The organism is uncultured Bradyrhizobium sp. (genome assembly GCF_936928535.1).
Classification (GTDB): domain Bacteria; phylum Pseudomonadota; class Alphaproteobacteria; order Rhizobiales; family Xanthobacteraceae; genus Bradyrhizobium.
The window spans coordinates 1-20,680 of the sequence record NZ_CAKZHY010000151.1; the positions used below are offsets into that span (position 1 = coordinate 1).

Genomic DNA, 20,680 nt, shown 5'->3' on the forward strand with positions numbered 1-20,680 from the left:
ATCATCGACAGATGAGCCTCAGTCTATGCTAATCGCCCAACCGGACAGTCGTGGGTCAAGCCCGGCCATGACGAAGTTTGGGGCTTTCAGACGCATCGTCACTGCAGCGGCGGATCGCCGCTGGTGCGCTTCTTGGCGAGGTCCATCTCGGTCACCGCGATCAGGATCTCGGCGCGGGTCTTCAGGTCGGGCGCTTCCAGCATCGCCTGTTTCTCGGCCGGGCCGTAGGGCGACATCATCGCCAGCGCGTTGACCAGCGCCTCGTTGGGCGCGCTCTCGACGCCTTCCCAGTCGACCTTGAGATTGTTGGCCTTCAAAAAATCCGCCAGCGCCACCAGCAGCGCCTCGCGGTTGACCGCGTCTTCGCCCAGGCGCGCCTTGAAATCGTCGGCGAAGGCGAAGAAATCGACCTTGCACTGCCGGTAGGCGGTCAGGACCTCGAGCTCCTCGAGCACCCTGAAGCGCGCGACGCCCGTCAGCTCGAGGATGTAACGGCCGTCGCCGGATTCGGCGAGCTGGGTGATGCGGCCGACGCAGCCGACCCGGAACAGCACCGGCTTGTCGGAATTTTTCGGCGAATGCGCCACGTCAGGCTGGATCATGCCGATCAGGCGATGGCCATCGCGAAAACTGTCGTCGACCATCGAAAGATAGCGCGGCTCGAAGATGTTGAGCGGCATCTGGCCGCGCGGCAGCAGCAGCGCGCCCGGCAACGGAAACACCGGAACGATCTCCGGCAGGTCGGCGGGCCCGCGATATTCGATGTTGATCGGCATCTGGTCCCCGCTGACTTAGCCGGCTCGTGCTTACGAGAACAGGATCGTCGACAAGCGCTTGCGTCCCTCGACGGTTGCCTCGTCCGCACCGCCCCAGGCCTCGAAAAACTGCACCAGCTGCTTCCGGGCGCCGTCATCGTTCCATTTGCGATCGCGCCTGACGATCGCGAGCAGCTGCTCGGTCGCGGCTGCCCGGTCGCCCCTGGCGTTCAGTGCGGTGGCAAGGTCGAAGCGTGCCTGATGATCGAGCGGGTTTGCGGCGACTTTCTGTTCCAGTTCGGTAATCGGCCCGAGCTGCTCCGCCTGTTCAGCGAGGTCGATCGCGGTCTGCACCGCCTTCACGGCCGGATCGTTGCGCTTGGATTCCGGCACCATGGCCAGCGTCTGCTTGGCCTGCTCCATCGCGCCCGACATGGCGTAGCATTTGGCGAGGCCCGCAAGGGCGGGGATGTTGGTTGAATCATACTGCAGCACTTCGGCGTAGATCTGCGCGGCCGCAGCGCTGTCGCCCTCGGCGAGAACGGCCTCCGCTTCCTGCAGGATCTCGGCGACGTTGGGCTCTCCGGGCGCGGTCACGCCCTTGGTCACCTTCTCGATGAAGGCGTTGACCTGGCTCTCCGGCACCGCGCCCATGAAACCGTCCGCGGGCTGGCCGTTGACGAAGGCGATGACGGCCGGGATCGACTGGATGCCCATCTGGCCCGGGATCGCCGGGTGCTGGTCGATGTTCATCTTGACCAGCTTGACCTTGCCCTTGGCTGCCTTGACCGCCTTTTCCAGCACGGGCGTGAGCTGCTTGCAGGGGCCGCACCACTCGGCCCAGAAATCGATCAGCACCGGCTGGCGCTTCGATTCCTCGATGACGTCCTTCACGAAGGTCTGGGTGGTGGTGTCCTTGATCAGATCGGCCGCAGCCGGGCCCGCTCCGTTACCCTGGTCGATGATCGTCACGGGATCCCCTCGTCTGATGTCTGGAATGGCGGCTCTTTAGCACGTCGCCATCACCTATGCTGCGTTTCAGGCCCTAAAATTGGGCCGGGGCGGCCGAATTTCAATCCATCGGAGCCGATTCGGCAGTTCCGGGCCCATTTAGGTCGATTCGGCCGCATCGGGGCTCATATTGGGGCTCCGAATGCGAATCTATGCTGCCGGTAGCTGTTGCATTCGCCTTCCGCTTTTGGCATACGACAGCCGTTGCCGGCGCGTCACGCGACCGACACAGGATGCGGGTGTAGCTCAGTGGTAGAGCACGACCTTGCCAAGGTCGGGGTCGAGGGTTCGAGCCCCTTCGCCCGCTCCAATTTTTTCCAGAGCATCCAGATGAGTTAGTTCTCCCGGTTGGGGTGAGCCGCCGCGAGGATTTTCGGCGTGGAATTAAAGCGGTGGGCGGGCCCGCGGCGAAGCCTGTACCGCAGGCGTCCATCTAGCTCGTGTGTGTGTGAAGCCGACGTACAGCACCGTACGTAGGTGTGCCGCGGCTTTATGAGCCAAGGGTCGGGTCCAAAGTTGGTAGGTAATGGCGAGAGACGTCCGGAGCTGCATACACGTCAGGCGTACTAGGCTATGTGGCCTAGTTCATAAATCAAGCAGCTAGACTGGCCAATATTAAGCGCGAGCAGTTGACGAAAACAAGCGACACAGCCAGATTAGCACTGTCCGGGGGGCGGCGTAGCAACGTAAATGGCTGTTAAGAGTTTAACGGCAAGGTGCCTTAGGCATCCGTTGCTTTGGGAGCGATTCATGGCCGACAATCAATCAGCACTGAAGATCACCCAGACGTGGGCTCGTGCGGCTACTGTAACTTCGAGCCACGAGCGGGATTACTTCGTTGAAGCTATCCGTGAAATGCAGCGGGAAAAGGAAGCATCCCGGCGGCCCGACGATGCGCCCCAACAGAAATCCGGCTAGGTAATCTGTGGTCAATCTGAGTTTCTATCACCCCGGCGACTTTACCCGGTTGGTGGAAATTCCGGGTTCCGGTAGTCCCGAAGAATACCGGTCAGCCTTCCGGCGCGATTACGCGCGGATAGTGCACACCCCAGCGTTTCGGCGACTACAGCGTAAGACGCAGCTCTTTCCGGGCGACGAAAGCGATTTCTTTCGCAATCGAATGACTCATAGCTTGGAAGTCGCCCAAATAGCGAAAAGTATCGCTATCCGGTTGAATTATCTTGTTGGCGAGCAGTACGGCGAACGGGCCGGAACAATCGATACCGATCTCGTCGAGCTTGTTTCTCTAGCGCACGACCTTGGGCACCCGCCGTTTGGCCATACCGGGGAATACGCCCTACAGGAGAAGATGCACCATTTCGGTGGATTCGAAGGTAATGCGCAAACATTGCGCATACTATCGCGCCTGGAGAAGCGTCAAACGATCCAGCATGGCAGTAATCCAGACTTTACGGAGTTCAGCGACGGCGTCGATTTGCGCGCGGGATTGAACCTATGCTTTCGATCGCTTGCTGGCGTGCTCAAATACGACAATCAGATTCCGCTCATTGCTGACGGACCCAAGCTAATAAAGGGATACTATTCGTCTGAAGAGCAGATTGTTTCGAAGATTAAGCAAGCCGTTCTCGGTGAGAGAATGGAGAGCCATTCAGGCGCTCCCTTCAAGGTCATCGAAATGCAGATCATGGATTTGGCCGACGATATTGCATACTCAACATATGATTTGAGGATGCCCTGAAGGCTGGCTTTGCATCTCCACTCGACATAATCCAGCAACTCAATAGCAACGCCGAGATTCGGGATGCAGTTGCCGGCAAGATTTTTCAAGGTCAGTTTGGCCGCGAATACCCGGAAGGTAAACCTGCCGATCAGGATCGAGATAATTTCGAGAAAATACAAAAGCGCATGCTTCTCTCCGTGTTTAGCCTGCTTAAAGATTATCTAACGGAAGCGAACAAGTCTCTTACAGATGACGAGCGGAAGGCGTTTCTCGATCCCGACCCAGAGAATCGTGCGATTCCAATCTCAGTGCTCGCCGTTAGCTTGCAAAAACTTTCCGAGCAAATCGCCCAGAACGGATATGTAAGGGCGCAATTCACATCCGATCTTGTAGGCAAGCGGATTCGCGCGATTGGTATTAAGGTCAACGAAGAAGTGCCGGCTCTGTCAGAGTTGACCATTTCGTCTGAAGTAAGATTTGAAATCGATGTGCTCAAGCATCTTACTTATGAGCTGCACATCAAGAGCCCTCGCTTAAAGCTTATCGAGTATCGCGGAAAGCAAATAGTCCACGACTTGTTTGATTGCTTCGACGCGGCCAAGGATGGTGATCTTTTGCCCAACGATTGGCGTGGAAGGTTACACGCGTTTCAATCTTTTCCTGATCGCGAGGAACTGCGGAAGCGGCTCATATGCGATTACATCGCGGGAATGACCGACGCGTATGCTTTGGACGTTTATTCAAGACTGAAAACCACGAATCCCGCTGCTCTATTTCGTCCGACCTAGTGCGGGTCGAAATTGAGTGGTTGTTCGGGGATATCGCAATGCGACGGTGAGATTTACCGGGACGGGTCAATCTCGCGGAGCACTTTTGGGATTTGGATACTGACCAAATCCTGACGTTGATGTCTCTCCAGCTTGTTGAATCCGCCATGACGATCCTTGTCACCGGCAGCGCCGGCCACCTCGGCGAGGCCATCCTCCGGACGCTCCGGCGCCGCGGGTCGGCTGCGCGTGGGGTCGATTTGAAGGCATCGCCCTTCACCGACGCCGTCGGCTCGATCGTCGATCCCGGCTTCGTCCGGGCGCAGATGGACGGCATTGCCGCCGTCATCCACACCGCAACGCTGCATAAGCCGCATGTGGCGACCCACAGCAAGCAGGCCTTTGTCGACACCAATGTCACTGGCACGCTCAACTTGCTCGAGGCAGCGGATGCCGCCGGCGTGACGAGTTTTGTCTTCACCAGCACCACCAGTGCTTTCGGCTCGCAGCTTCGGCCCGAAGCCGGGCAAGCGGCGGTGTGGGTTACCGAGGAGTTACCGTCGGTGCCGAAGAACATCTACGGCACGACAAAACTGATGGCGGAGAACTTGTGCGAGCTGTTCTTTCGCGAAAGGGGCTTGCCGGTCGTGGTGTTGCGGACCTCGCGGTTCTTTCCGGAGGACGACGACGATCCCGCAATGCGGTCGGCCTACCCGTTGGACAACGCGCAGGCCAACGAGCTGCTCTATAGACGCCTGGATATATCAGACGCGGTGAGCGCCCATCTGCTCGCCGTCGAGCGCGCATCCAAGATCGGCTTTGGCCGTTACATCGTCTCGGCAACCAGCCCGTTTACGAAACACCACCTCGCGGCGCTCGCCCGTGACGCTGCCAGTCTCGTGCGTGAGCTCTATCCGGACTGCGCGCACCTCTATGCCGCGCACGGCTGGCGGCTGTTCGGCGAGATCGACCGCGTCTATGTCAACGCCCGGGCCCGGCGCGAGCTCGGATGGCATCCGGAATTCGATTTCGCCTGGGTGCTGAACAGCCTGCGTGAGGGTCGTGATTTTCGCAGCACCCTGGCGCGCGAGGTCGGAGCGAAGGGCTATCACGACACGCCATTTGACGACGGGCCGTATCCCGTCGCTACGTAGCTCTACCGTTATTCCAAACGGATCTGCACGCCGCCAGCTCCGTTCAGCAGACGCCGCAGATGATAACCGGCAAGATGATCGCCGGCATCGTTTGCAACCAACGCCGCAAAAGCCGATACCGCATCCGGCTCTCGCGCTTCTAGCTTGGCGTAGGCCTTGAGATAGCTGGCGGTGTTCTTGCTCTCGAAATCTGCCACCGACAAGGGTTCGAAACCCTGAATGGGTTCGCTCTTGCCGCGCAGCATCAATTGGCCGATCGGCCGTCCATGGAAGCGGTCCGCACGGCTGGCGACATCGCCGCTTACGCAGATCCTGGTTCCCAATATCTTGTTCGCGGCCTCCAGTCTCGCAACCGTGTTCATGGTATCCCCGTGAGCGGTGTAGTCGAAAAACCTTGCCCCTCCGAAATTGCCCACCAGCGCCGTGCCCGCATGCACACCTATGCGGGTCGAGCCGAAATCGACGCCCTTCTGCTTCCAGCGCAACCTGAAATTCTCGGCCCAATTGTCGAGTGCATGCGCGCATGAAAGGGCACGCGTTGCATAGTCCGTCTGGTCGGCCGGCGCATTGAACAAGACCTGGATTGCATCGCCGACCACCTTCGCAACCGTGCCGTCATAGTTGAAAACGATCTCGGTCATGCCGAACATGTATTCGTTCAGCATGTCGCCCAAAATCGAGGGCGACATCTTCTCGACGAGCGAGAGAAAACCGGTGATATCGGTAAAAAGGACGGCTATCTCCCGCGAGTGTACGTCCATGCCGTCGCCTTCCGAACCTGAGGCAAGCCGCGCCGCAAGTTGCGGCGAGAAATAGCGTGACAGAGATGCGTGGGCGCGTTCGGCTTCCATCTGGCGCCTGCGAATGTCGCGCATCATGTTGACGTGACGCACCGTCCTCTTGAGCGTCAGCTCCAGATCTTCGAGGTCGATCGGCTTGGTCACGAAGTCGAACGCTCCTCGGTTCATTGCGCTGCGGATGTTCTCCATGTCTCCATAGGCCGAGACGATGATCGTGGACTTCATGTCGTCCGCCTGTTGTAGTTTTTGCAACGTGGACAAGCCGTCGAGACGAGGCATGTTCAGGTCCAGCAGCACGACCTCGATTTGCGGGTTCCCCTGGACGGACTGCAGCGCCTCCAGCCCGTCATGGGCGAACATGAAGCTGATTTGTCCTTCGCCAATCTGGCGCTCGAAATGCTGGAGGATGACCTCCTTCAGGTCGGGCTCATCATCGACAACAAGAACCGTTGCGGTCATGGGCGTTTCCCAACTTATTCGAACTTTCCGCGGGGCAAGCGTACGATGAACTCACAGAAGTCGCCCGGCACCGTTTCGACGTTGATGGTGCCGCCATGCTGCTTCACCACCACATCGTGAGAGATGGAGAGACCGAGGCCCGTGCCTTCACCGGCGGGTTTGGTCGTAAAAAAAGGATCGAATATCCTGTCCCTGATCAGCGGGGAAATGCCCTCGCCGTTGTCGCGGATGCGCACCTCGACAGAATCACCCAGATTGACCGTCTTGACTGTCAGTATCGGCTCAAATTCAGGTTTCGAACCGTCGGTCCGACGATGCGTCGCTGCGTAAAAGCCGTTTGCGATCAGGTTGAGAAAGACGCGGGAAATCTCCTGAGGGTAGAGATCGATTTTCCCGGCTTCGCCGTCGAGTTCCCTCACCACTTTCACGCTGAAGCCGGGCTGTTGAGCCCGCGCACCGTGAAACGCCAGATTGAGAGTTTCGTCCAAAAGGCAGTTTATCTCGACTGAGCGATGGTCGCCGGATCCGGAGCGCGAGTGCAGAAGCATGTTGTTGACGATGCTGTCTGCACGTTTGCCGTGCTGATTGATCTTGGCCAGATTTTTCCGGATGACCGTTGTGAGGCGGTTGATATCGCCCGCAGCTTTCGAAGTCGAAGCGACCTCATCGAGGACGGCCGCGAGCTCTGCGACCCGGTCGATCGATAAGCGGGCGAAATTGTTGACGAAGTTCAAGGGATTCTTGATCTCGTGCGCGATGCCGGCGGTCAGTTGACCAAGGGACGCCAGCTTTTCGGCCTGGATCAGTCGATCTTGCGTGGCGCGCAGCTTTTCGAACGATTGGGACAGTTCCTGCGCCAGCTTCTTGTACTTCTCTTCGCTCCGGCGCAGGGCTTGTTCGGCCAGCACTTGGTCCGTGACGTCGGCGTGAGCGCCGACCAGGCGGATGGCCTTGCCGCTTTCGTCGCGTTCGATCTCTGTCTTTGCCAGGATCCATCGCGTCTGGCCGTCACAGGGCCGAATGATCTGGTACTGTATTGAGTAGCCTTCGACGTCGCCGTTGACGGCATTGAGAAACGTCCCTTCGGCGCGGCGTCGATCCTCCGGGTGGATGCGCTTCACCCAATCTTCGTGTGTTTCAGTCGCGGCCTCCGGCGGTAGGCCGTGGATCGCCAGGTATTCAGGCGAGCGACGATTTCGGAAGCCGGCGGTGAGATTGACTTCCAGGCCACCGATCTTTCCGATCTGCTGAACGCGGGCCAATTCGGCTTCGCGCGCTAGCAGTGCAAGGGTCGCCCGATATTCCTGGGTCTCGTCGCGGCAGATCACCAGCACCCCCTGGACGACGCCTCTCTCCTCTATCGGGCTAAAGCTGTAGGTCCAGTACCGCTGCTGTGATCCGGCCACGTCCGTCGGCATCAATTGATGCTCTCGCCAAACTCCCCCTCTGCCGCTCATGACATGTTCGACATCGGGACCAATGACTGCCCAGAGGTCTCGCCAATAGGATCGCCCGGATGTTCCGAGCGCCGGCTTCCTGAGCACGCTTGCCGCGATCTCGGAGAAGGCGTCGTTGTAGAACTGAACGAGGTCCGGTCCCCACCAGACCAGCATTGGATGATTTGTATTGAGCAGGACTCTTACAAAGATCCTGAGAGGTTCCGGCCAGCCCTCTGGAGCGCCGAGCCGGGTCTTGGACCAATCAAATTTACGCATCGCCGCGCCCATGTACCCGCCATGGGAGAGACACGATTCCAGCAAATCTCCTGAATCCGACATTCTAATCGTCCAGGCAGTAAGGGAATTGAACCTCGCAATTTCCAGTTCATCAGGCACAACGAAAGGCAGTGCGCTGTCGCTAAACTACTAAAACGCGAGTCGATTGAAAACTCTGAAAGTCAACGGATGTGTCGGATCGCCGATCGCGCGGCAGCCTCGTCCGGCATCGGGCTCGCGTCAGCCGCATCGACGCTAGCAGGGATCATCGACACCATGTGTGAACGGCTTCACTGCCAGATGACCGCATCCGGCTCAAGGAACTTGCTCAATCGACGTGCTCACGAGACGCCAATTTGGTTGGGAGATACCGCGCCTCGAGGGCAGACGGGTACGACACGCCGTTTGACGATGGGCCGTATCCCGTCACCAAATAATTGCCGCTTTTGTCAATTCGCACGGTGAATCAAATGTGTGGTCGGTGTCATCGCGCGCCGCTCGCCTCTGCTTTCTACTGTGCATGGGGTTGTTTTCGCGTTTTGCCTCGGTCGGCTTGGTTCTGCTGCTCGCAAAAGAGGCGGCGTCATCCCGATTCCGCGATGCAGCGAGAATTGAGCGCAACTGCCGCGCACGCGATGCGCTTTTCACCGCCCGCAGATGTGCTAACCTTTTCGCGTCTGCCTCTCGACAGACCAAGAACTTCGCCTACTCACACAGCAAAACAAAGAACGCGCAGCCGTCACGGCTGCCTTAGGGGAGTGACGCGATGAAATCGATGATCCATCGATCCGTGTTGGCGCTTGCGGCCGTGGCCCTTCTTGCCGGGACCAGTGTTGTCAGCGCACAGCAACAGGACAAGAACCGAGCGCTGAAGAAATACGAATCCGGCACCAAGGAATTCTGGACGCATCCGCCGGATGACTGGTTCCTCGGCGACGAGACCGAAGCGCAGAAGGGCCTCGCGCCGCCCTCGGGTCCGCCGACCGGCGCCTCCGAAGCCGAACTCGCCAACATCATCAAGAAGGTGAAGCTGCCGGCGGGCTTCAAGATGGAAGTCTACGCATCAGGCGTGCTGGCCGCGCGGCAGATGGCCTGGGGTGACAAGGGCACGCTGTTCGTCGGCTCGTTCGGCCTCGGCAATGTCTATGCCATCAAGGACAACAACGGAAAGAAAGAGGTCAAGACCATCCTCAAGGGGCTGAACATGCCCACGGGTCTGGCCGTCAAGGACGGTGCGCTCTACGTCATCGCGGTCGACAAGCTGATCCGCTACGACGACATCGAAAACAAGCTCGACAATCCCGGCGAGGGCAAGGTCGTCTATGACGACATGCCGTCCTATGCCGCACATGGCTGGAAGTATCTCGCGGCCGACAAGGACGGCTGGTTCTACATTCCGTTCGGACCGCCCTTCAACGTCGGCATTCCCCCGACCAGCGTCTCGCAGATCCGGCGCGTCGATCCCAAGACCGGCAACGCCGAGGTCTACGCGCTCGGTGTTCGCAACTCGGTCGGCGGCGACGTCGACCCGCGCACCGGCAAGTACTGGTTCACCGAGAATGCCCGTGACTGGGTCAGCGACGATCTGCCGAGCGACAAGCTCAACATGATCAGCAAGCTCGGCGAGCACTTCGGCTATCCCTACTGTCACCAGGGCGACCTTCCTGATCCGAAGTTCGCCATGGGCCACAAGTGCTCCGAGTTCACGCCGCCCGTGCTGAACCTCGGCGCCCACGTCGCTCCGCTCGGCATGAAGTTCTATACCGGCGACCAGTTCCCCGCCGAGTACAAGAACAACATCCTGATCGCCGAGCACGGCTCCTGGAATCGTCACAAGTACCAGGGCGGCCGCATCATGCGCGTGATCGTCGGGCCCGATGGCAAGAACGCCAAGCAGGAGGTGTTCGCCTCCGGCTGGATCGAGGGTGACCAGGGCTATCTCGGCCGCCCTGACGATATCGTTCTCGCCAAGGACGGCTCGATCCTCGTCGCCGACGACTGGGCCGGCGCGATCTACCGCATCAGCTACGGCAAGAAGTAGCTCACGACGACACGAGGCTGCGGTGGCCCCGCAAGGCGCCGCAGCCTCTTTCATTTCAAAAGACCACGCCGTCGTTCCGGATTGCGCGCGAACGCAAGTCCGGAACCCATAACCTCGACTCGTTGTTATGGAGTCCGGGCTCGTGCTCCGCACGCCTGGAATGACGAACCAGATGGATCGGACTTACCCCATGCGCCGCCAGTTTTCGTCGTACGCCATCGGCGCTCTGTCGCTCGCAGCGCTCGCACTCGTTCCAGCGCGCGCCGCCGACAATGCCGCCGTCCAGGAGAAGGCAGCGGTTTGCTCCGGATGTCACGGCGAGAACGGCATCTCGCAGACCGAGAACATTCCCTCGCTGGCCGGCCAACCCGATCAATTCCTGCAATGGCAGCTCGTGTTCTTCCGCGCCGGCTCGCGCAAGAACGAGCAGATGCAGCCGATCGCCCAGGATATCGCCAACGAAGATATTCGCAGCCTCGGCGCCTATTTCGCGGCGATGACGCCGCCGAAGGCCGCCGACGACAAGGATCCGGACTTGTCGAAGAAAGGCGCCCAGGTTGCGGTCGGCCGCCGCTGCGCCTCGTGTCACACCGACAGCTTTGCCGGCACCAAGGCCGTCGCGCGGCTTGCAGGTCAGCGCGAGGAATATCTGGTCAAGGCGCTGCACGACTACAAGAGCAGCCAGCGCGTCGGCGGCGGGGGCGCGGCGATGGCCGATGTCGCCTATCACATGAGCGACGAGGAAATCACCGCGGTCGCGCACTATCTGGCGTATTTCAAATAGCGCTGAGCTTGCGACTCAAATCCCGCCGTCGTCGGCTCGCGCTGCGCGCGCCCCGGGATGACGAGCGAGTGACAGCGCCTACCCCGCCCGCTGCTTCTCATACGCCTTCAGATGCGTATACGCGACGCGCAGCTTCGGCACCGGCACCTTGGCCGCGTCGGCGCGCGCGATGAGATCGCCGATTACGTGATCGGCTTCAACCGGCAAGCCCGCGACGATGTCGCGGAACATCGAGGCCGTCATCGGCGAGCCCTCGGTCGTCAGGTTGCCCTTCACGCGATCGAAGAACGGACCGCCCGGCGTGTAGCCTGATGCGGTCGCGATCGCGCTGGCCTCATCCAGCATGCCGAGCAGGAAATCCCGGCCGCCGGGCGCGGCGAGGATGTTGCCGACCGACGTGCGCATCAGGCTGGTGGATGCGGCGAGCGACGACAGGAACACCCACTTCTCCCACATGTCCTGCATGATGTTCTGGCTGGCCGTGGCACCCTTGATGCCGCTCTTGAAGGCCTCGTCGATCGCCTTGACGCGATCCGACATCGTGCCGTCGCGCTCGCCGTAATTGATCGACTGCATCGGCTGGAGCTGCACCACTTCGCGCTTCTCGTTCATGGTTGCGGCGATGGCGCAGAGACCGCCGAGCACACGCTCCTTGCCGAAGGCAGCATCGAGGGTGTCGAGATGCTTCATGCCGTTGAGCATCGGGATAACAGCGGTGTTCGAGCCGACCGCCGGCGCGAATGACTTGACGGCATCGTCGAGGTCGAACGCCTTGCAGCTGAGCAGCACGACGTCGAACTTGTCCTTGATCGCGTCGGCCTGAACCGTCGGCGGATTCTTCAAGGTCACATCGCCGTTCGGGCTCTTGATGACGAGGCCATCGCGCGCGAGCTCGCCGGCGCGTTTGGCGCGCACCAGGAAGGTGACGTCGCGGCCGGCCTGCAACAGCCTGCCGCCAAAATAGCCGCCGATGGCGCCGGCGCCGACCACGAGGATACGCATGGGAAGGTCCTTATTGTTGTTTCTTGCCGTGGTCCTGGAGAATGCCAGAACGACTTCGAGGAGACCACCCGCTTTCCGGAGACTGCCGGATCACTTCTCCAGCACCATCTCCTCGACCTCGCGCAGCTGCTCCTTGCCGAAGAACATCTCGTTACCAACGAAGAAGGTCGGCGAGCCGAAGGCGCCGCGCGCGACCGCATCCTCGGTGTTCTTGATCAGCTTGCCCTTCACTTCGGGCTCCTGGGCGCGTGCGAACAGTCTTTGGGCATCGAGGCCCGAGGACGTCAACGCCTTCGCCGCGACTTCAGGATCGTCCATTTTCTTCGGCTCGCGCCACATGTGGTGGAAGGCCGCATCGACATATTTCTCGAAGACGCCCTCGAGCTGCGCCGCGATCGCCGTGCGCATCAGGTTCAGCGTGTTGACAGGGAAGTGTGGATTCCAGACGTAAGGCTGGACCTTGAAACGCCTAAGGAAGCGTTCGGTCTCGACCTGCTGGAATTCGCGCTTGTTCTTGACGCCCGCGAGCGTCTCGGCCGGCGATTTGTTGTTGGTCGACTTGAAGATGCCGCCGAGCAGGATCGGCACATACTCGAATTTGACGCCGATCCGCTGCTCGATCGCGGGGATCGCGAGATGGCTGAGATAGGCGTTCGGGCTGCCGAAGTCGAACAGGAATTGTGGGGATGTGCGGCTCAACTCTTTCTCCCTGATCTGGCTCTTTGATCCGGCTTTTCCCCATTGTGGCGCAGGGCGCGCCACAGGTCCACCGTTTAATGATGGTCATAATATCTTGACGATCAGGCCGGCCGCCGGATCGCCCGCTTGCGCCACACCAGGAGGTAATAGCCCATCTGCAAGAGGAACATGGCGCAGAACACGATTGGATAGGCAGCCCATACGCCTTGGAGGCCGATCGCGCGGCTGAGGAGCATCGCCGACGGCAGCTCGATCGCGACGATGGCAAAGATCGACAGCAGCATCGGCGTCAGCGCCACGCCCGCGGCGCGCATTGCGCCGGAGAACGTGGTCGCAAGTCCGAACGGCACCGAGCTCCACAAGGCGACGAAGAGCAGTCCTTTCGCCAGGTCGAGCACGGCGCCGTCGGTGATGAAGATACCGAGCACGGCGCGCGGCACCATGTAGATCAACGCCACCAGCCCGCCGGTCAGGACGAGGTTGAACGCAAGACCGGTGCGGACGATGCCGTCGAGCCGCGCCCGGTCGCCGCCGCCGACGGCCTGCGCGCCGAGGATCGAGACCGCGATCGAAATCGACATCGCCGTGAACTGCGTGTAGCCCATCACCTGGTTGACCGCGCCGTAAGCCGCAGTGGCGTCAGAGCCGAATCCGTTGACGAGGCCGAGCAGCACCAGCTCGGCGACGGCCATCACCACCATGCCGACCGCACTGGGCAATCCAATGCCGAGGATCTGCCCGATCACGGCGCGGTTGAGCCTGACATGGCGCAGCAGCACGACGTCAGGCGCGAGCGCATGCTTCGTCCGCCGCAGATAGGCGCCGAGCGCGAGCAATGTCACGGCATTGCTCATCGCAGCCGCCCAGGCTGGGCTGGTGATGCCGAGCGCCGGCAGGCCGAAGGCGCCGTGGATCAGCATCGGTGTCAGGACCAGGCCGATCGTGGTCGACAACGCCAGCGCCAGCAGCGGTGTCACGGCATCACCGACGCCGCGGATCATTGCCGTCATCAGCAGGAAGGTGAAACCGAGCGGCATCGTCAGCAGCATGATGCGCGCATAGGCGCTGGCAGGAGCGAGAATGTCGGGAGGTGTCGCCAGCGCGATCATCAATTGCCGGCTGAGCAGACCGCCAATCAATCCGACCGATATCGAGAGCAGCAGGCCGACCGCGAGCGTCGTGCCGGCGACAAGCTTGATCCTGTCGTGCTTGCCCGCGCCAAAGGCCTGGCCGATCAGCACGGTGGCGCCAGTGCTCAGGCCCATCACGAAGGCGAACAGGAAGAAGAACACCGGGAAGAAGGTCGAGACCGCCGCGAGTGCGTCAACGCCCATCATCTGGCCGAGATAGACATTGCTGACGGTGCCGAACAGCGATTGCAGCGCGTTGCTCAGCATCAAAGGGGCAAGGAAGCGCAGGAAGGTTTTCCAGAGAGGCTTTGGGGCGAGCATGGATGTGCCTTTCATCAGGGCGAGCAAAGCCGTTGCCGCGCGACGCGCGGCTCGGCCGTTGATGGGGTGGCTGGAGCGCGGTGCGCGGCTTACGCGCGGTCGCTGTAGGCGAGCTTGACGATGTGGTCGCGGATGTCGGCCGGCCAATCGGCAATCAGCCCGGCGAAGCGCCGCCGGTCATCTGCGAACAGCGCGCGCGATGCTTCCTCGAACTGTGCGAGATTGCCGGCCATGGTCGACATGAAGTGATAGGCCGCATCGCGCGCCTGCCGCTCGCGGTCCTTGTCGCCGCTCGCGCGCCGCGCTTCCTCGACAAGTTTTCGCAACGCGACCGATGCGCCGCCGGGCTGCGCATTGAGCCATTCCCAATGCCGCGGCAGCAGCGTCACCTCGCGCGCGACCACGCCGAGCTTCGGCCGGCCGCGCCCGCGCGGCTCGGTTGATGGCGCGGCCTCCTCGACCGGAGGCGGGATCTGTTTCGCCAGTCGCGCCAGCACTTCGCGATCCCCGCCACGCAGGTCGAAGTCGATCGACCGGCCCGTGGCGTCCGAGAAGACGATGATGGCCTCGTCCGGCCGCGGCGCGATCCGCTTGACGACCAGGGCGACCTCTCCGGCCGGGCCGGACACCAGGCGACGCGGCCCCTGGAAAGCGGTGAAAATCTGCTGCATTGGAATCATTGCCAAATTGACGACGTTGGCGCTTTTAATACCCGGGTAAATTAGGGATGTCAATATACCCGGGTTAAAATATCCAGCCGCCCGGCTCGACATTGTGTTCCCGGGCTGGCAGGTACTCGGCCGACCCGATCATGCCACCCCCAAAGGATTTCGCGATGCTCACCGTCCACCACCTCAACAATTCGCGTTCGCAGCGGGTGCTGTGGCTGCTCGAGGAGCTGGGCGTGCCCTACGAGATCGTGCGCTATCAGCGTCAGCCGGACATGCGCGCGCCGAAGGAGCTGCGCGCGATCCATCCGCTCGGCAAGTCGCCCGTCATCACCGACAACGGCAACACCATCGCCGAGTCAGGTGCGATCATCGAATATCTCGTCGCGACCTACGGCAATGGCCGGCTCATTCCGCCGCCCAACACGCCGGAGCGTCTGCGCTTCACCTATTGGCTGCACTATGCCGAAGGCTCGGCGATGTCGCCGCTGCTGCTGAAGCTGCTGTTCACGCTGATGCCGAAGCGCGCACCGGCGCTGTTGCGTCCGTTGGTGCGCAAGGTCTCGAACCAGGCACTCACCGCGCTGGTCAATCCGCAGCTCAAGCAGCACATGGATTATTGGGAAGGCGAGCTTGCCAAGAGCGAATGGTTCGCCGGCAACGAGTTCACTGCGGCCGATATCCAGATGAGCTTTCCGCTCGAAGCCGCGCAAGCGCGCGGCGGACTCGAGCAGGGCCATCCCAAGGCGATGGCGTTCCTCGAGCGCATCCACGCGCGGCCAGCCTATGCGCGCGCGCTCGAGAAGGGCGGGCCGTATCAGGTGGGGCGGTAGTTACATTGACCGTTATTCCGGGATGGTGCGAAGCACCAGACCTCAGGCGCGCAATTGCGCACCGGGGAATCTCGAGATCCCGGGTTCACGCTTCGCGTGCCCCGGGATGACAATCGAAAGTCAGTCCGCGTGCAGCACGCGCCCGCGTGTCTCCGGCAGCGCGAACGCCGCGATGAAGAACAGCGCGTAAGCCACCACCGCGAAGATCGCGATTGCATTGGCCAGCGACGTTGACGCCGACAGCGCACCGACCAGGAACGGAAACAGCGCGCCGATGCCACGGCCGAAATTGTAGCAGAAGCCCTGGCCCGAGCCGCGCAGCCGCGTCGGATAGAGTTCGGTCAGGAACGCGCCGACCCCCGAGAAATAGCCCGAGGCGAAGAAGCCGAGCGGGAAGCCCAGCACCCACAGGGTCTCATTGGTGAGCGGCAGCTGCGTGTAGAGCAGCACCACGGCCATCGCGCCGATCGAGAAGATCAGGAACAGATTGCGCCGTCCGATCCGGTCGGCAAGCCAGGCGCCGGTGAGATAGCCGATGAACGAGCCGACGATCAGCGTCGAGAGATAGCCGGTCGAGCCGACGATCGACAGATGCCGCTCCTTGGTGAGGAACTGCGGCACCCAGAAGGTGATCGCGTAATAGCCGCCCTGGCAGCCTGTCGCCGCCAACGACGCCAGGATCGTGGTCTTGAGGATCGGGCCTGAGAAGATTTCCCAGAGCGCAGGACGATCGCCGTTCGCCGCCTGCCTGGCGCGCGCCTCTGCTGCGATCTCCGGCTCGGAGACGGAGCGGCGGATGTAGAACACCAGCAGTGCCGGCAGCGCGCCGATCACGAACATCCAGCGCCACGCCGTCTCCGCCGGCATCAACGAAAACAGGATCGCTTGCGACAGCACCGCAAGGCCCCAGCCGACGGCCCAGCCCGACTGCACCGAGCCGACCGCGCGTCCGCGATATTGCGGCCGGATCGCCTCGCCCATCAGCACAGCGCCCGCAGCCCATTCGCCGCCGAAGCCGAGGCCGAGCACGGCGCGCGCGATCAACAATTGTTCGAAATTCTGCACGACGGCGCAGACCAGCGAGAAGAACGAGAACCAGATGATGGTGATCTGGAGCGTCTTGACCCGCCCGATATGGTCGGAGAGATAGCCGCCGAGCCAGCCGCCGATGGCGGAGGCTAGCAGCGTCACCGTGCCGGCGAGGCCTGCTGAGGCCGCATCGACCTTCCACAGCGCGATGATGGTGCCGATCACCAGCGGGTAGATCATGAAGTCCATGCCGTCGAGCGCCCAGCCGGCCGCGCAGGCCCAGAAGGTGCGGCGCTCGGCGGCGTTCATGTCGCGATAGAAGGCGAGAAGGCTGGTGTCCTCGATCTCGGCGCGTTCGATGCGCTGGAGCGGGTCGGCTGTCGTCATGTGCGTTTCCCCGGCAAATTCTTTTGGCCGGCTGGTGGTAGCACGCGCGGCGGCCGGCGCAAGACAGCGCGCTCCGTCTTGCGACGCAGCAACCGAACTACTGTCCAGCCGCTTCCGCCCCGCGCGTGCGTGGATCGGGCGCGCCGAGGGGCCCGTTCGGCGTCACCGCGATCGAATTGGCCGATGTCTGTCCCATCGGCTCGACGATGAGATGGTCCATCGCCTTCAGCTCGAACAGCACGTCGTCGGGGAAGCCGCGCTCGACGCGCACTTCGTCCGGGAGCCATTGATGATGCAGCCGGGGCGCAGCCACGGCGGCCGCGACGTCCATCTTGTAGTCGAGCACATTCACGATCACCTGGAGCACGGTCGAGATGATGCGGCTGCCGCCGGGCGAACCCGTCACGAGCACCGGCTTGCCGTCCTTCAGCACAATGGTCGGCGACATTGAGGAGAGCGGCCGCTTGCCGGGACCGGGCAGATTGGGCTCATACCCGACGAGACCATAGGCATTGGAGGCGCCGACCGCGGCGGTGAAATCGTCGAGCTCGTTGTTGAGCAGCACGCCGGTGCCGTCGGCGACCAGGCCGACGCCGTAACTGAAGTTCAGCGTGTAGGTGTTGCTGACCGCGTTGCCGCGGCTGTCGACGACGGAATAGTGCGTGGTGTTGCTGCCCTCGCGTGGCGAGGGCGCGCTCGCGGCGAGATCCTTCGACGGCGTAGCGTGCTCGGTGGAGATGCTGGCGCGCAGTTTTGCTGCATAGTCCTTCGCGGTGAGCGTTTCGATCGGCGCGTTGACGAAAGCGGGATCGCCGAGATAGCGGGCGCGATCGGCATAGGCGCGCTTCATGGCCTCAATCAGCAAATGCAGCGAAGCCGGCGAACCCTGCTTCAAATCAGCGAGCTGAAAACCTTCGAGGATGTTGAGCGTCTCGACCAGCACCACGCCGCCGGAAGACGGCAGCGGCATCGAGACGATGTCGTAGCCGTGGTAGGTCCCGTGTACCGGGGTGCGGATCACCGCCTGATAAGCCTTCAGGTCGGCCGGCGTCATGATGCCGCCGGCATCGGAGACGGCCTTGGCGAGCCTTTCCGCCACCGCTCCCTCGTAGAATCCGCGCGAGCCTTGCGCCGCAACGCTCGCCAGCGTGTCGGCGAGGTCGCTCTGCACCAGCCTGTCGCCTTCGCCAAAAGGCGTGCCATCAGGCTTTGCGAAAATCTTCGCCGACGATGGAAAGCGTGCCAATCGCGGATACCAACCCGGTAGCGTGTCGGCGATGTCGTCGGTGACGATGAATCCATCGCGAGCGAGTGCGATCGCGGGCTGCAGCAATTCCGCGAGCGTGAATTGTCCGGAGCCGTATTTCTCCAGCGCCAGCGCCAGGCCTGCCACGGTGCCGGGCACGCCGATGCCGAGTCCGGAATCGCGCGACTTGGCGGCATCAGGCTTGCCGTCGGGCCCGAGGAATATCTGCGCCGTCGTCGCCGCAGGCGCGGTCTCTCGATAGTCGATCGCGATGTTCTCATTGCGATCGGCGGAATGGATCATCATGAAGCCGCCACCGCCGATATTGCCGGCGCGCGGATACGTCACCGCCATGGCGAAGCCGGTTGCGACGGCTGCGTCGACGGCATTGCCGCCGCGCCGCAAGATGTCGGCGCCGACCTGCGCGGAGATTTTCTCCTGCGCCACCACCATGCCATGTTCGGCCGGGATAGCGTGCACGGCGTCGAGCGCGGGCGGCACATAAGTCCGCCGCGCATCCTGAGCGGTTGCTGATGCAAGCCCAAACGCCAGAGTGGCGATCAGTGCGAGAAAAGCGCGCCGTGTCGAAAATGATGCCATCATCAAATTTCCGCCAAGCCTTCAGGCCAATTCAAACACGTCGCAACAATGCTATACGGTTTGCGCCGACAGAGGCAAAACTGTTCGTGATGAGGACTGCGTGATGACGACGATCGCCCCGGCTGCGCGCTTGGCCGACGCCCCGCGAACCTATCCGCCGCGCGCCGCCGTCATCAGCTGGATCTTCTTCGATTGGGCCGCGCAGCCCTATTTCACCCTGATCACGACCTTCGTGTTCGCGCCCTATTTTGCCACCAGCATTGCGCCGGATCCTGCCGCAGGCCAGTCGCTCTGGGGGTTTGCGATGGCAGCAGCTGGCCTGGCGATCGCGCTGTTGTCCCCGGTGCTTGGCGCCATCGCCGATGCTTCGGGCCGCCGCAAGCCGTGGATCGCCGCGTTCGGCGCAGTCCTGGTAGTGGCGTCGTGCGCGCTGTGGATCGGCAAGCCCGGCAATCACGACATCATTCCGCCGTTGCTCATCGCGGTAGCGCTTGCCAGCGTCGGCGCGGAGTTCGCAACCGTCTTCAACAATGCGATGATGCCGACGCTGGTGCCGCCCGAACGCATCGGCCGACTCTCCGGCACCGGGTGGGCGACAGGTTACATCGGCGGCATCGTCAGCCTGATCATCGTGCTCGGCTTCTTCGCCGCCAATCCCGAGACCGGCCGCACACTGCTTGGCTTCACGCCGCTGTTCGGGCTCGATCCCGCCACCCACGAAGGCGACCGTGCCGCGGGACCGCTGACCGGCCTCTGGTTCATCGTCTTCGTGACGCCGATGTTTCTGTTCACGCCGGATTATCCGGCGAAGCGCCCGCTGCGCGAGGCGCTGTACGAGGGCCTCGCCGATCTCAAGCAATCGCTGAAGGATCTGCCGCAGCAGAAATCGCTCGCCGCGTTTCTGCTGGCCAACATGATCTACACGGATGGTCTTGTCTCGCTATTCGCATTCGGCGGCATCTATGCGGCCGGCACCTTTGGCTGGCACACGATCCAGATCGGCACGTTCGGCATCATCCTCGCCATCGCCGGCACGTTCGGTGCGTGGCTCGGCGGCAAGCTCGACGATATCCTCGGGCCGAAGCCCGTCATCGCCGGCAGCATGCTGATCCTGCTGCTCTCCGTCGCTGCGATTCTGCTGGTCGACAAGGACAGCGTGCTGTTCGTCAAGGTCGCCCCGCCGGTGCCGGGCGGGCCGCTGTTCGCCGCTGCCGCGGAGCGTGCCTATATCGTGCTCGGCTGCCTGATCGGCGCGGCCGGCGGCCCGCTTCAGGCGGCGTCGCGCACGCTGCTGATCCGCCTCGCGCCGAAGGATCGTATCGCGCAGTATTTTGGCTTGTTCGCGCTGACCGGAAAGGTGACGTCCTTCATCGGCCCACTGCTGATCGGCGTGATCACCGCGGCCACCGCGAGCCAGAAGGCGGGCATGGCCGTGCTGGTCGTGTTTTTCGTGACGGGGTTCGCGCTGCTGATGCGGGTGAAAGAATAGCATCTTCACCGTCATTCCGGGGCATCGCGGAGCGATGAACCCGGAATCCAGAGGTTGTCGCGCGAGATTCTCAGGTGCGCGATTGCGCACCAGAGTTCGCGCTTCGCGC

At 62.0% G+C, this 20,680-nt stretch carries 18 protein-coding genes and 1 tRNA gene; 9 read left to right on the top strand and 10 right to left on the bottom strand.

The window, feature by feature from the left end:
* Positions 1-98: 98 nt before the first annotated feature.
* Positions 99-776, bottom strand: coding sequence for an LON peptidase substrate-binding domain-containing protein (locus tag Q0687_RS28820; RefSeq protein ID WP_298884761.1), 678 nt, complete (start codon positions 774-776; stop codon positions 99-101).
* A gap of 30 nt (positions 777-806) precedes the next feature.
* Positions 807-1,727, bottom strand: coding sequence for a thioredoxin (gene trxA / locus Q0687_RS28825; protein WP_298884764.1), 921 nt, complete (start codon positions 1,725-1,727; stop codon positions 807-809).
* Positions 1,728-2,001: 274 nt separating this feature from the next.
* Here trxA and Q0687_RS28830 point away from each other — a divergent pair.
* From Q0687_RS28830 to Q0687_RS28850, 5 genes are all read left to right on the top strand, one after another.
* Positions 2,002-2,076 (top strand) — tRNA-Gly (locus Q0687_RS28830).
* A 440-nt stretch (positions 2,077-2,516) separates the two neighbouring features.
* Positions 2,517-2,684: a hypothetical protein gene (locus tag Q0687_RS28835; RefSeq protein ID WP_298884766.1), complete on the top strand. Its 168-nt coding sequence runs from the start codon at positions 2,517-2,519 to the stop codon at positions 2,682-2,684.
* 7 nt (positions 2,685-2,691) lie between these two features.
* On the top strand, positions 2,692-3,465 hold the full coding sequence (gene dgt, locus Q0687_RS28840) for a dGTP triphosphohydrolase (RefSeq protein WP_298884768.1): 774 nt from the start codon (positions 2,692-2,694) through the stop codon (positions 3,463-3,465).
* Positions 3,466-3,632: 167 nt separating this feature from the next.
* Positions 3,633-4,235: a hypothetical protein gene (locus tag Q0687_RS28845; RefSeq protein ID WP_298884771.1), complete on the top strand. Its 603-nt coding sequence runs from the start codon at positions 3,633-3,635 to the stop codon at positions 4,233-4,235.
* Between the two features lie 146 nt (positions 4,236-4,381).
* Entirely contained in the window at positions 4,382-5,368 is a 987-nt protein-coding gene (locus Q0687_RS28850; protein WP_298884776.1) for an NAD(P)-dependent oxidoreductase, read from the top strand.
* An 8-nt stretch (positions 5,369-5,376) separates the two neighbouring features.
* On the opposite strand, the gene Q0687_RS28855 is transcribed toward Q0687_RS28850, so the two are convergent.
* Both Q0687_RS28855 and Q0687_RS28860 read right to left on the bottom strand, forming a co-directional pair.
* Entirely contained in the window at positions 5,377-6,627 is a 1,251-nt protein-coding gene (locus tag Q0687_RS28855) for an adenylate/guanylate cyclase domain-containing response regulator (protein ID WP_298884778.1), read from the bottom strand.
* A gap of 14 nt (positions 6,628-6,641) precedes the next feature.
* On the bottom strand, positions 6,642-8,405 hold the full coding sequence (locus Q0687_RS28860; protein WP_298884781.1) for an ATP-binding protein: 1,764 nt from the start codon (positions 8,403-8,405) through the stop codon (positions 6,642-6,644).
* Positions 8,406-9,108: 703 nt separating this feature from the next.
* Between Q0687_RS28860 and Q0687_RS28865 the strand changes: the two genes are divergently transcribed.
* Positions 9,109-10,383, top strand: coding sequence for a PQQ-dependent sugar dehydrogenase (locus tag Q0687_RS28865; protein WP_298884784.1), 1,275 nt, complete (start codon positions 9,109-9,111; stop codon positions 10,381-10,383).
* 190 nt (positions 10,384-10,573) lie between these two features.
* Positions 10,574-11,167, top strand: a complete 594-nt coding sequence (locus Q0687_RS28870) for a c-type cytochrome (protein ID WP_298884786.1) — start codon at positions 10,574-10,576, stop codon at positions 11,165-11,167.
* Positions 11,168-11,245: 78 nt separating this feature from the next.
* Here the strand turns inward: Q0687_RS28870 and panE are convergent, their stop codons facing one another.
* From panE to Q0687_RS28890, 4 genes are all read right to left on the bottom strand, one after another.
* On the bottom strand, positions 11,246-12,169 hold the full coding sequence (panE, locus tag Q0687_RS28875) for a 2-dehydropantoate 2-reductase (protein ID WP_298884787.1): 924 nt from the start codon (positions 12,167-12,169) through the stop codon (positions 11,246-11,248).
* 90 nt (positions 12,170-12,259) lie between these two features.
* Positions 12,260-12,868 carry a 2-hydroxychromene-2-carboxylate isomerase gene (locus Q0687_RS28880; RefSeq protein ID WP_298884788.1) on the bottom strand — a complete coding sequence of 203 codons (609 nt, stop codon included), beginning with the start codon at positions 12,866-12,868 and terminating at the stop codon, positions 12,260-12,262.
* Between the two features lie 101 nt (positions 12,869-12,969).
* Positions 12,970-14,319 (bottom strand): MATE family efflux transporter, encoded by a 1,350-nt coding sequence (locus tag Q0687_RS28885; RefSeq protein ID WP_298884791.1) that lies wholly within the window; start codon positions 14,317-14,319, stop codon positions 12,970-12,972.
* 89 nt (positions 14,320-14,408) lie between these two features.
* Positions 14,409-14,990: a DUF2239 family protein gene (locus Q0687_RS28890; protein ID WP_298884792.1), complete on the bottom strand. Its 582-nt coding sequence runs from the start codon at positions 14,988-14,990 to the stop codon at positions 14,409-14,411.
* A gap of 164 nt (positions 14,991-15,154) precedes the next feature.
* Here Q0687_RS28890 and Q0687_RS28895 point away from each other — a divergent pair, with 164 nt between their 5' ends.
* Complete coding sequence (locus tag Q0687_RS28895) at positions 15,155-15,820, top strand: glutathione S-transferase (RefSeq protein ID WP_298884794.1); 666 nt, start codon at positions 15,155-15,157, stop codon at positions 15,818-15,820.
* A gap of 120 nt (positions 15,821-15,940) precedes the next feature.
* On the opposite strand, the gene Q0687_RS28900 is transcribed toward Q0687_RS28895, so the two are convergent.
* On the bottom strand, positions 15,941-17,236 hold the full coding sequence (locus Q0687_RS28900; protein WP_298884796.1) for an MFS transporter: 1,296 nt from the start codon (positions 17,234-17,236) through the stop codon (positions 15,941-15,943).
* Between the two features lie 97 nt (positions 17,237-17,333).
* Positions 17,334-19,085, bottom strand: coding sequence for a gamma-glutamyltransferase (gene ggt / locus Q0687_RS28905; protein WP_298884798.1), 1,752 nt, complete (start codon positions 19,083-19,085; stop codon positions 17,334-17,336).
* Between the two features lie 100 nt (positions 19,086-19,185).
* Between ggt and Q0687_RS28910 the strand changes: the two genes are divergently transcribed.
* Positions 19,186-20,571 (top strand): MFS transporter, encoded by a 1,386-nt coding sequence (locus Q0687_RS28910; protein ID WP_298884800.1) that lies wholly within the window; start codon positions 19,186-19,188, stop codon positions 20,569-20,571.
* Positions 20,572-20,680 lie beyond the last annotated feature (109 nt).

Coding starts and splice junctions, on each gene's coding strand:
- Q0687_RS28820 (WP_298884761.1), bottom strand. CDS start 776: ATGCCGATCAACATCGAATATCGCGGGCCCGCCGACCTGCCGGAGATC.
- Q0687_RS28835 (WP_298884766.1), top strand. CDS start 2,517: ATGGCCGACAATCAATCAGCACTGAAGATCACCCAGACGTGGGCTCGT.
- Q0687_RS28845 (WP_298884771.1), top strand. CDS start 3,633: ATGCTTCTCTCCGTGTTTAGCCTGCTTAAAGATTATCTAACGGAAGCG.
- Q0687_RS28850 (WP_298884776.1), top strand. CDS start 4,382: ATGACGATCCTTGTCACCGGCAGCGCCGGCCACCTCGGCGAGGCCATC.
- Q0687_RS28855 (WP_298884778.1), bottom strand. CDS start 6,627: ATGACCGCAACGGTTCTTGTTGTCGATGATGAGCCCGACCTGAAGGAG.
- Q0687_RS28860 (WP_298884781.1), bottom strand. CDS start 8,405: ATGTCGGATTCAGGAGATTTGCTGGAATCGTGTCTCTCCCATGGCGGG.
- Q0687_RS28865 (WP_298884784.1), top strand. CDS start 9,109: ATGAAATCGATGATCCATCGATCCGTGTTGGCGCTTGCGGCCGTGGCC.
- Q0687_RS28870 (WP_298884786.1), top strand. CDS start 10,574: ATGCGCCGCCAGTTTTCGTCGTACGCCATCGGCGCTCTGTCGCTCGCA.
- panE (WP_298884787.1), bottom strand. CDS start 12,169: ATGCGTATCCTCGTGGTCGGCGCCGGCGCCATCGGCGGCTATTTTGGC.
- Q0687_RS28885 (WP_298884791.1), bottom strand. CDS start 14,319: ATGCTCGCCCCAAAGCCTCTCTGGAAAACCTTCCTGCGCTTCCTTGCC.
- Q0687_RS28890 (WP_298884792.1), bottom strand. CDS start 14,990: ATGCAGCAGATTTTCACCGCTTTCCAGGGGCCGCGTCGCCTGGTGTCC.
- Q0687_RS28895 (WP_298884794.1), top strand. CDS start 15,155: ATGCTCACCGTCCACCACCTCAACAATTCGCGTTCGCAGCGGGTGCTG.
- Q0687_RS28900 (WP_298884796.1), bottom strand. CDS start 17,236: ATGACGACAGCCGACCCGCTCCAGCGCATCGAACGCGCCGAGATCGAG.
- ggt (WP_298884798.1), bottom strand. CDS start 19,085: ATGATGGCATCATTTTCGACACGGCGCGCTTTTCTCGCACTGATCGCC.
- Q0687_RS28910 (WP_298884800.1), top strand. CDS start 19,186: ATGACGACGATCGCCCCGGCTGCGCGCTTGGCCGACGCCCCGCGAACC.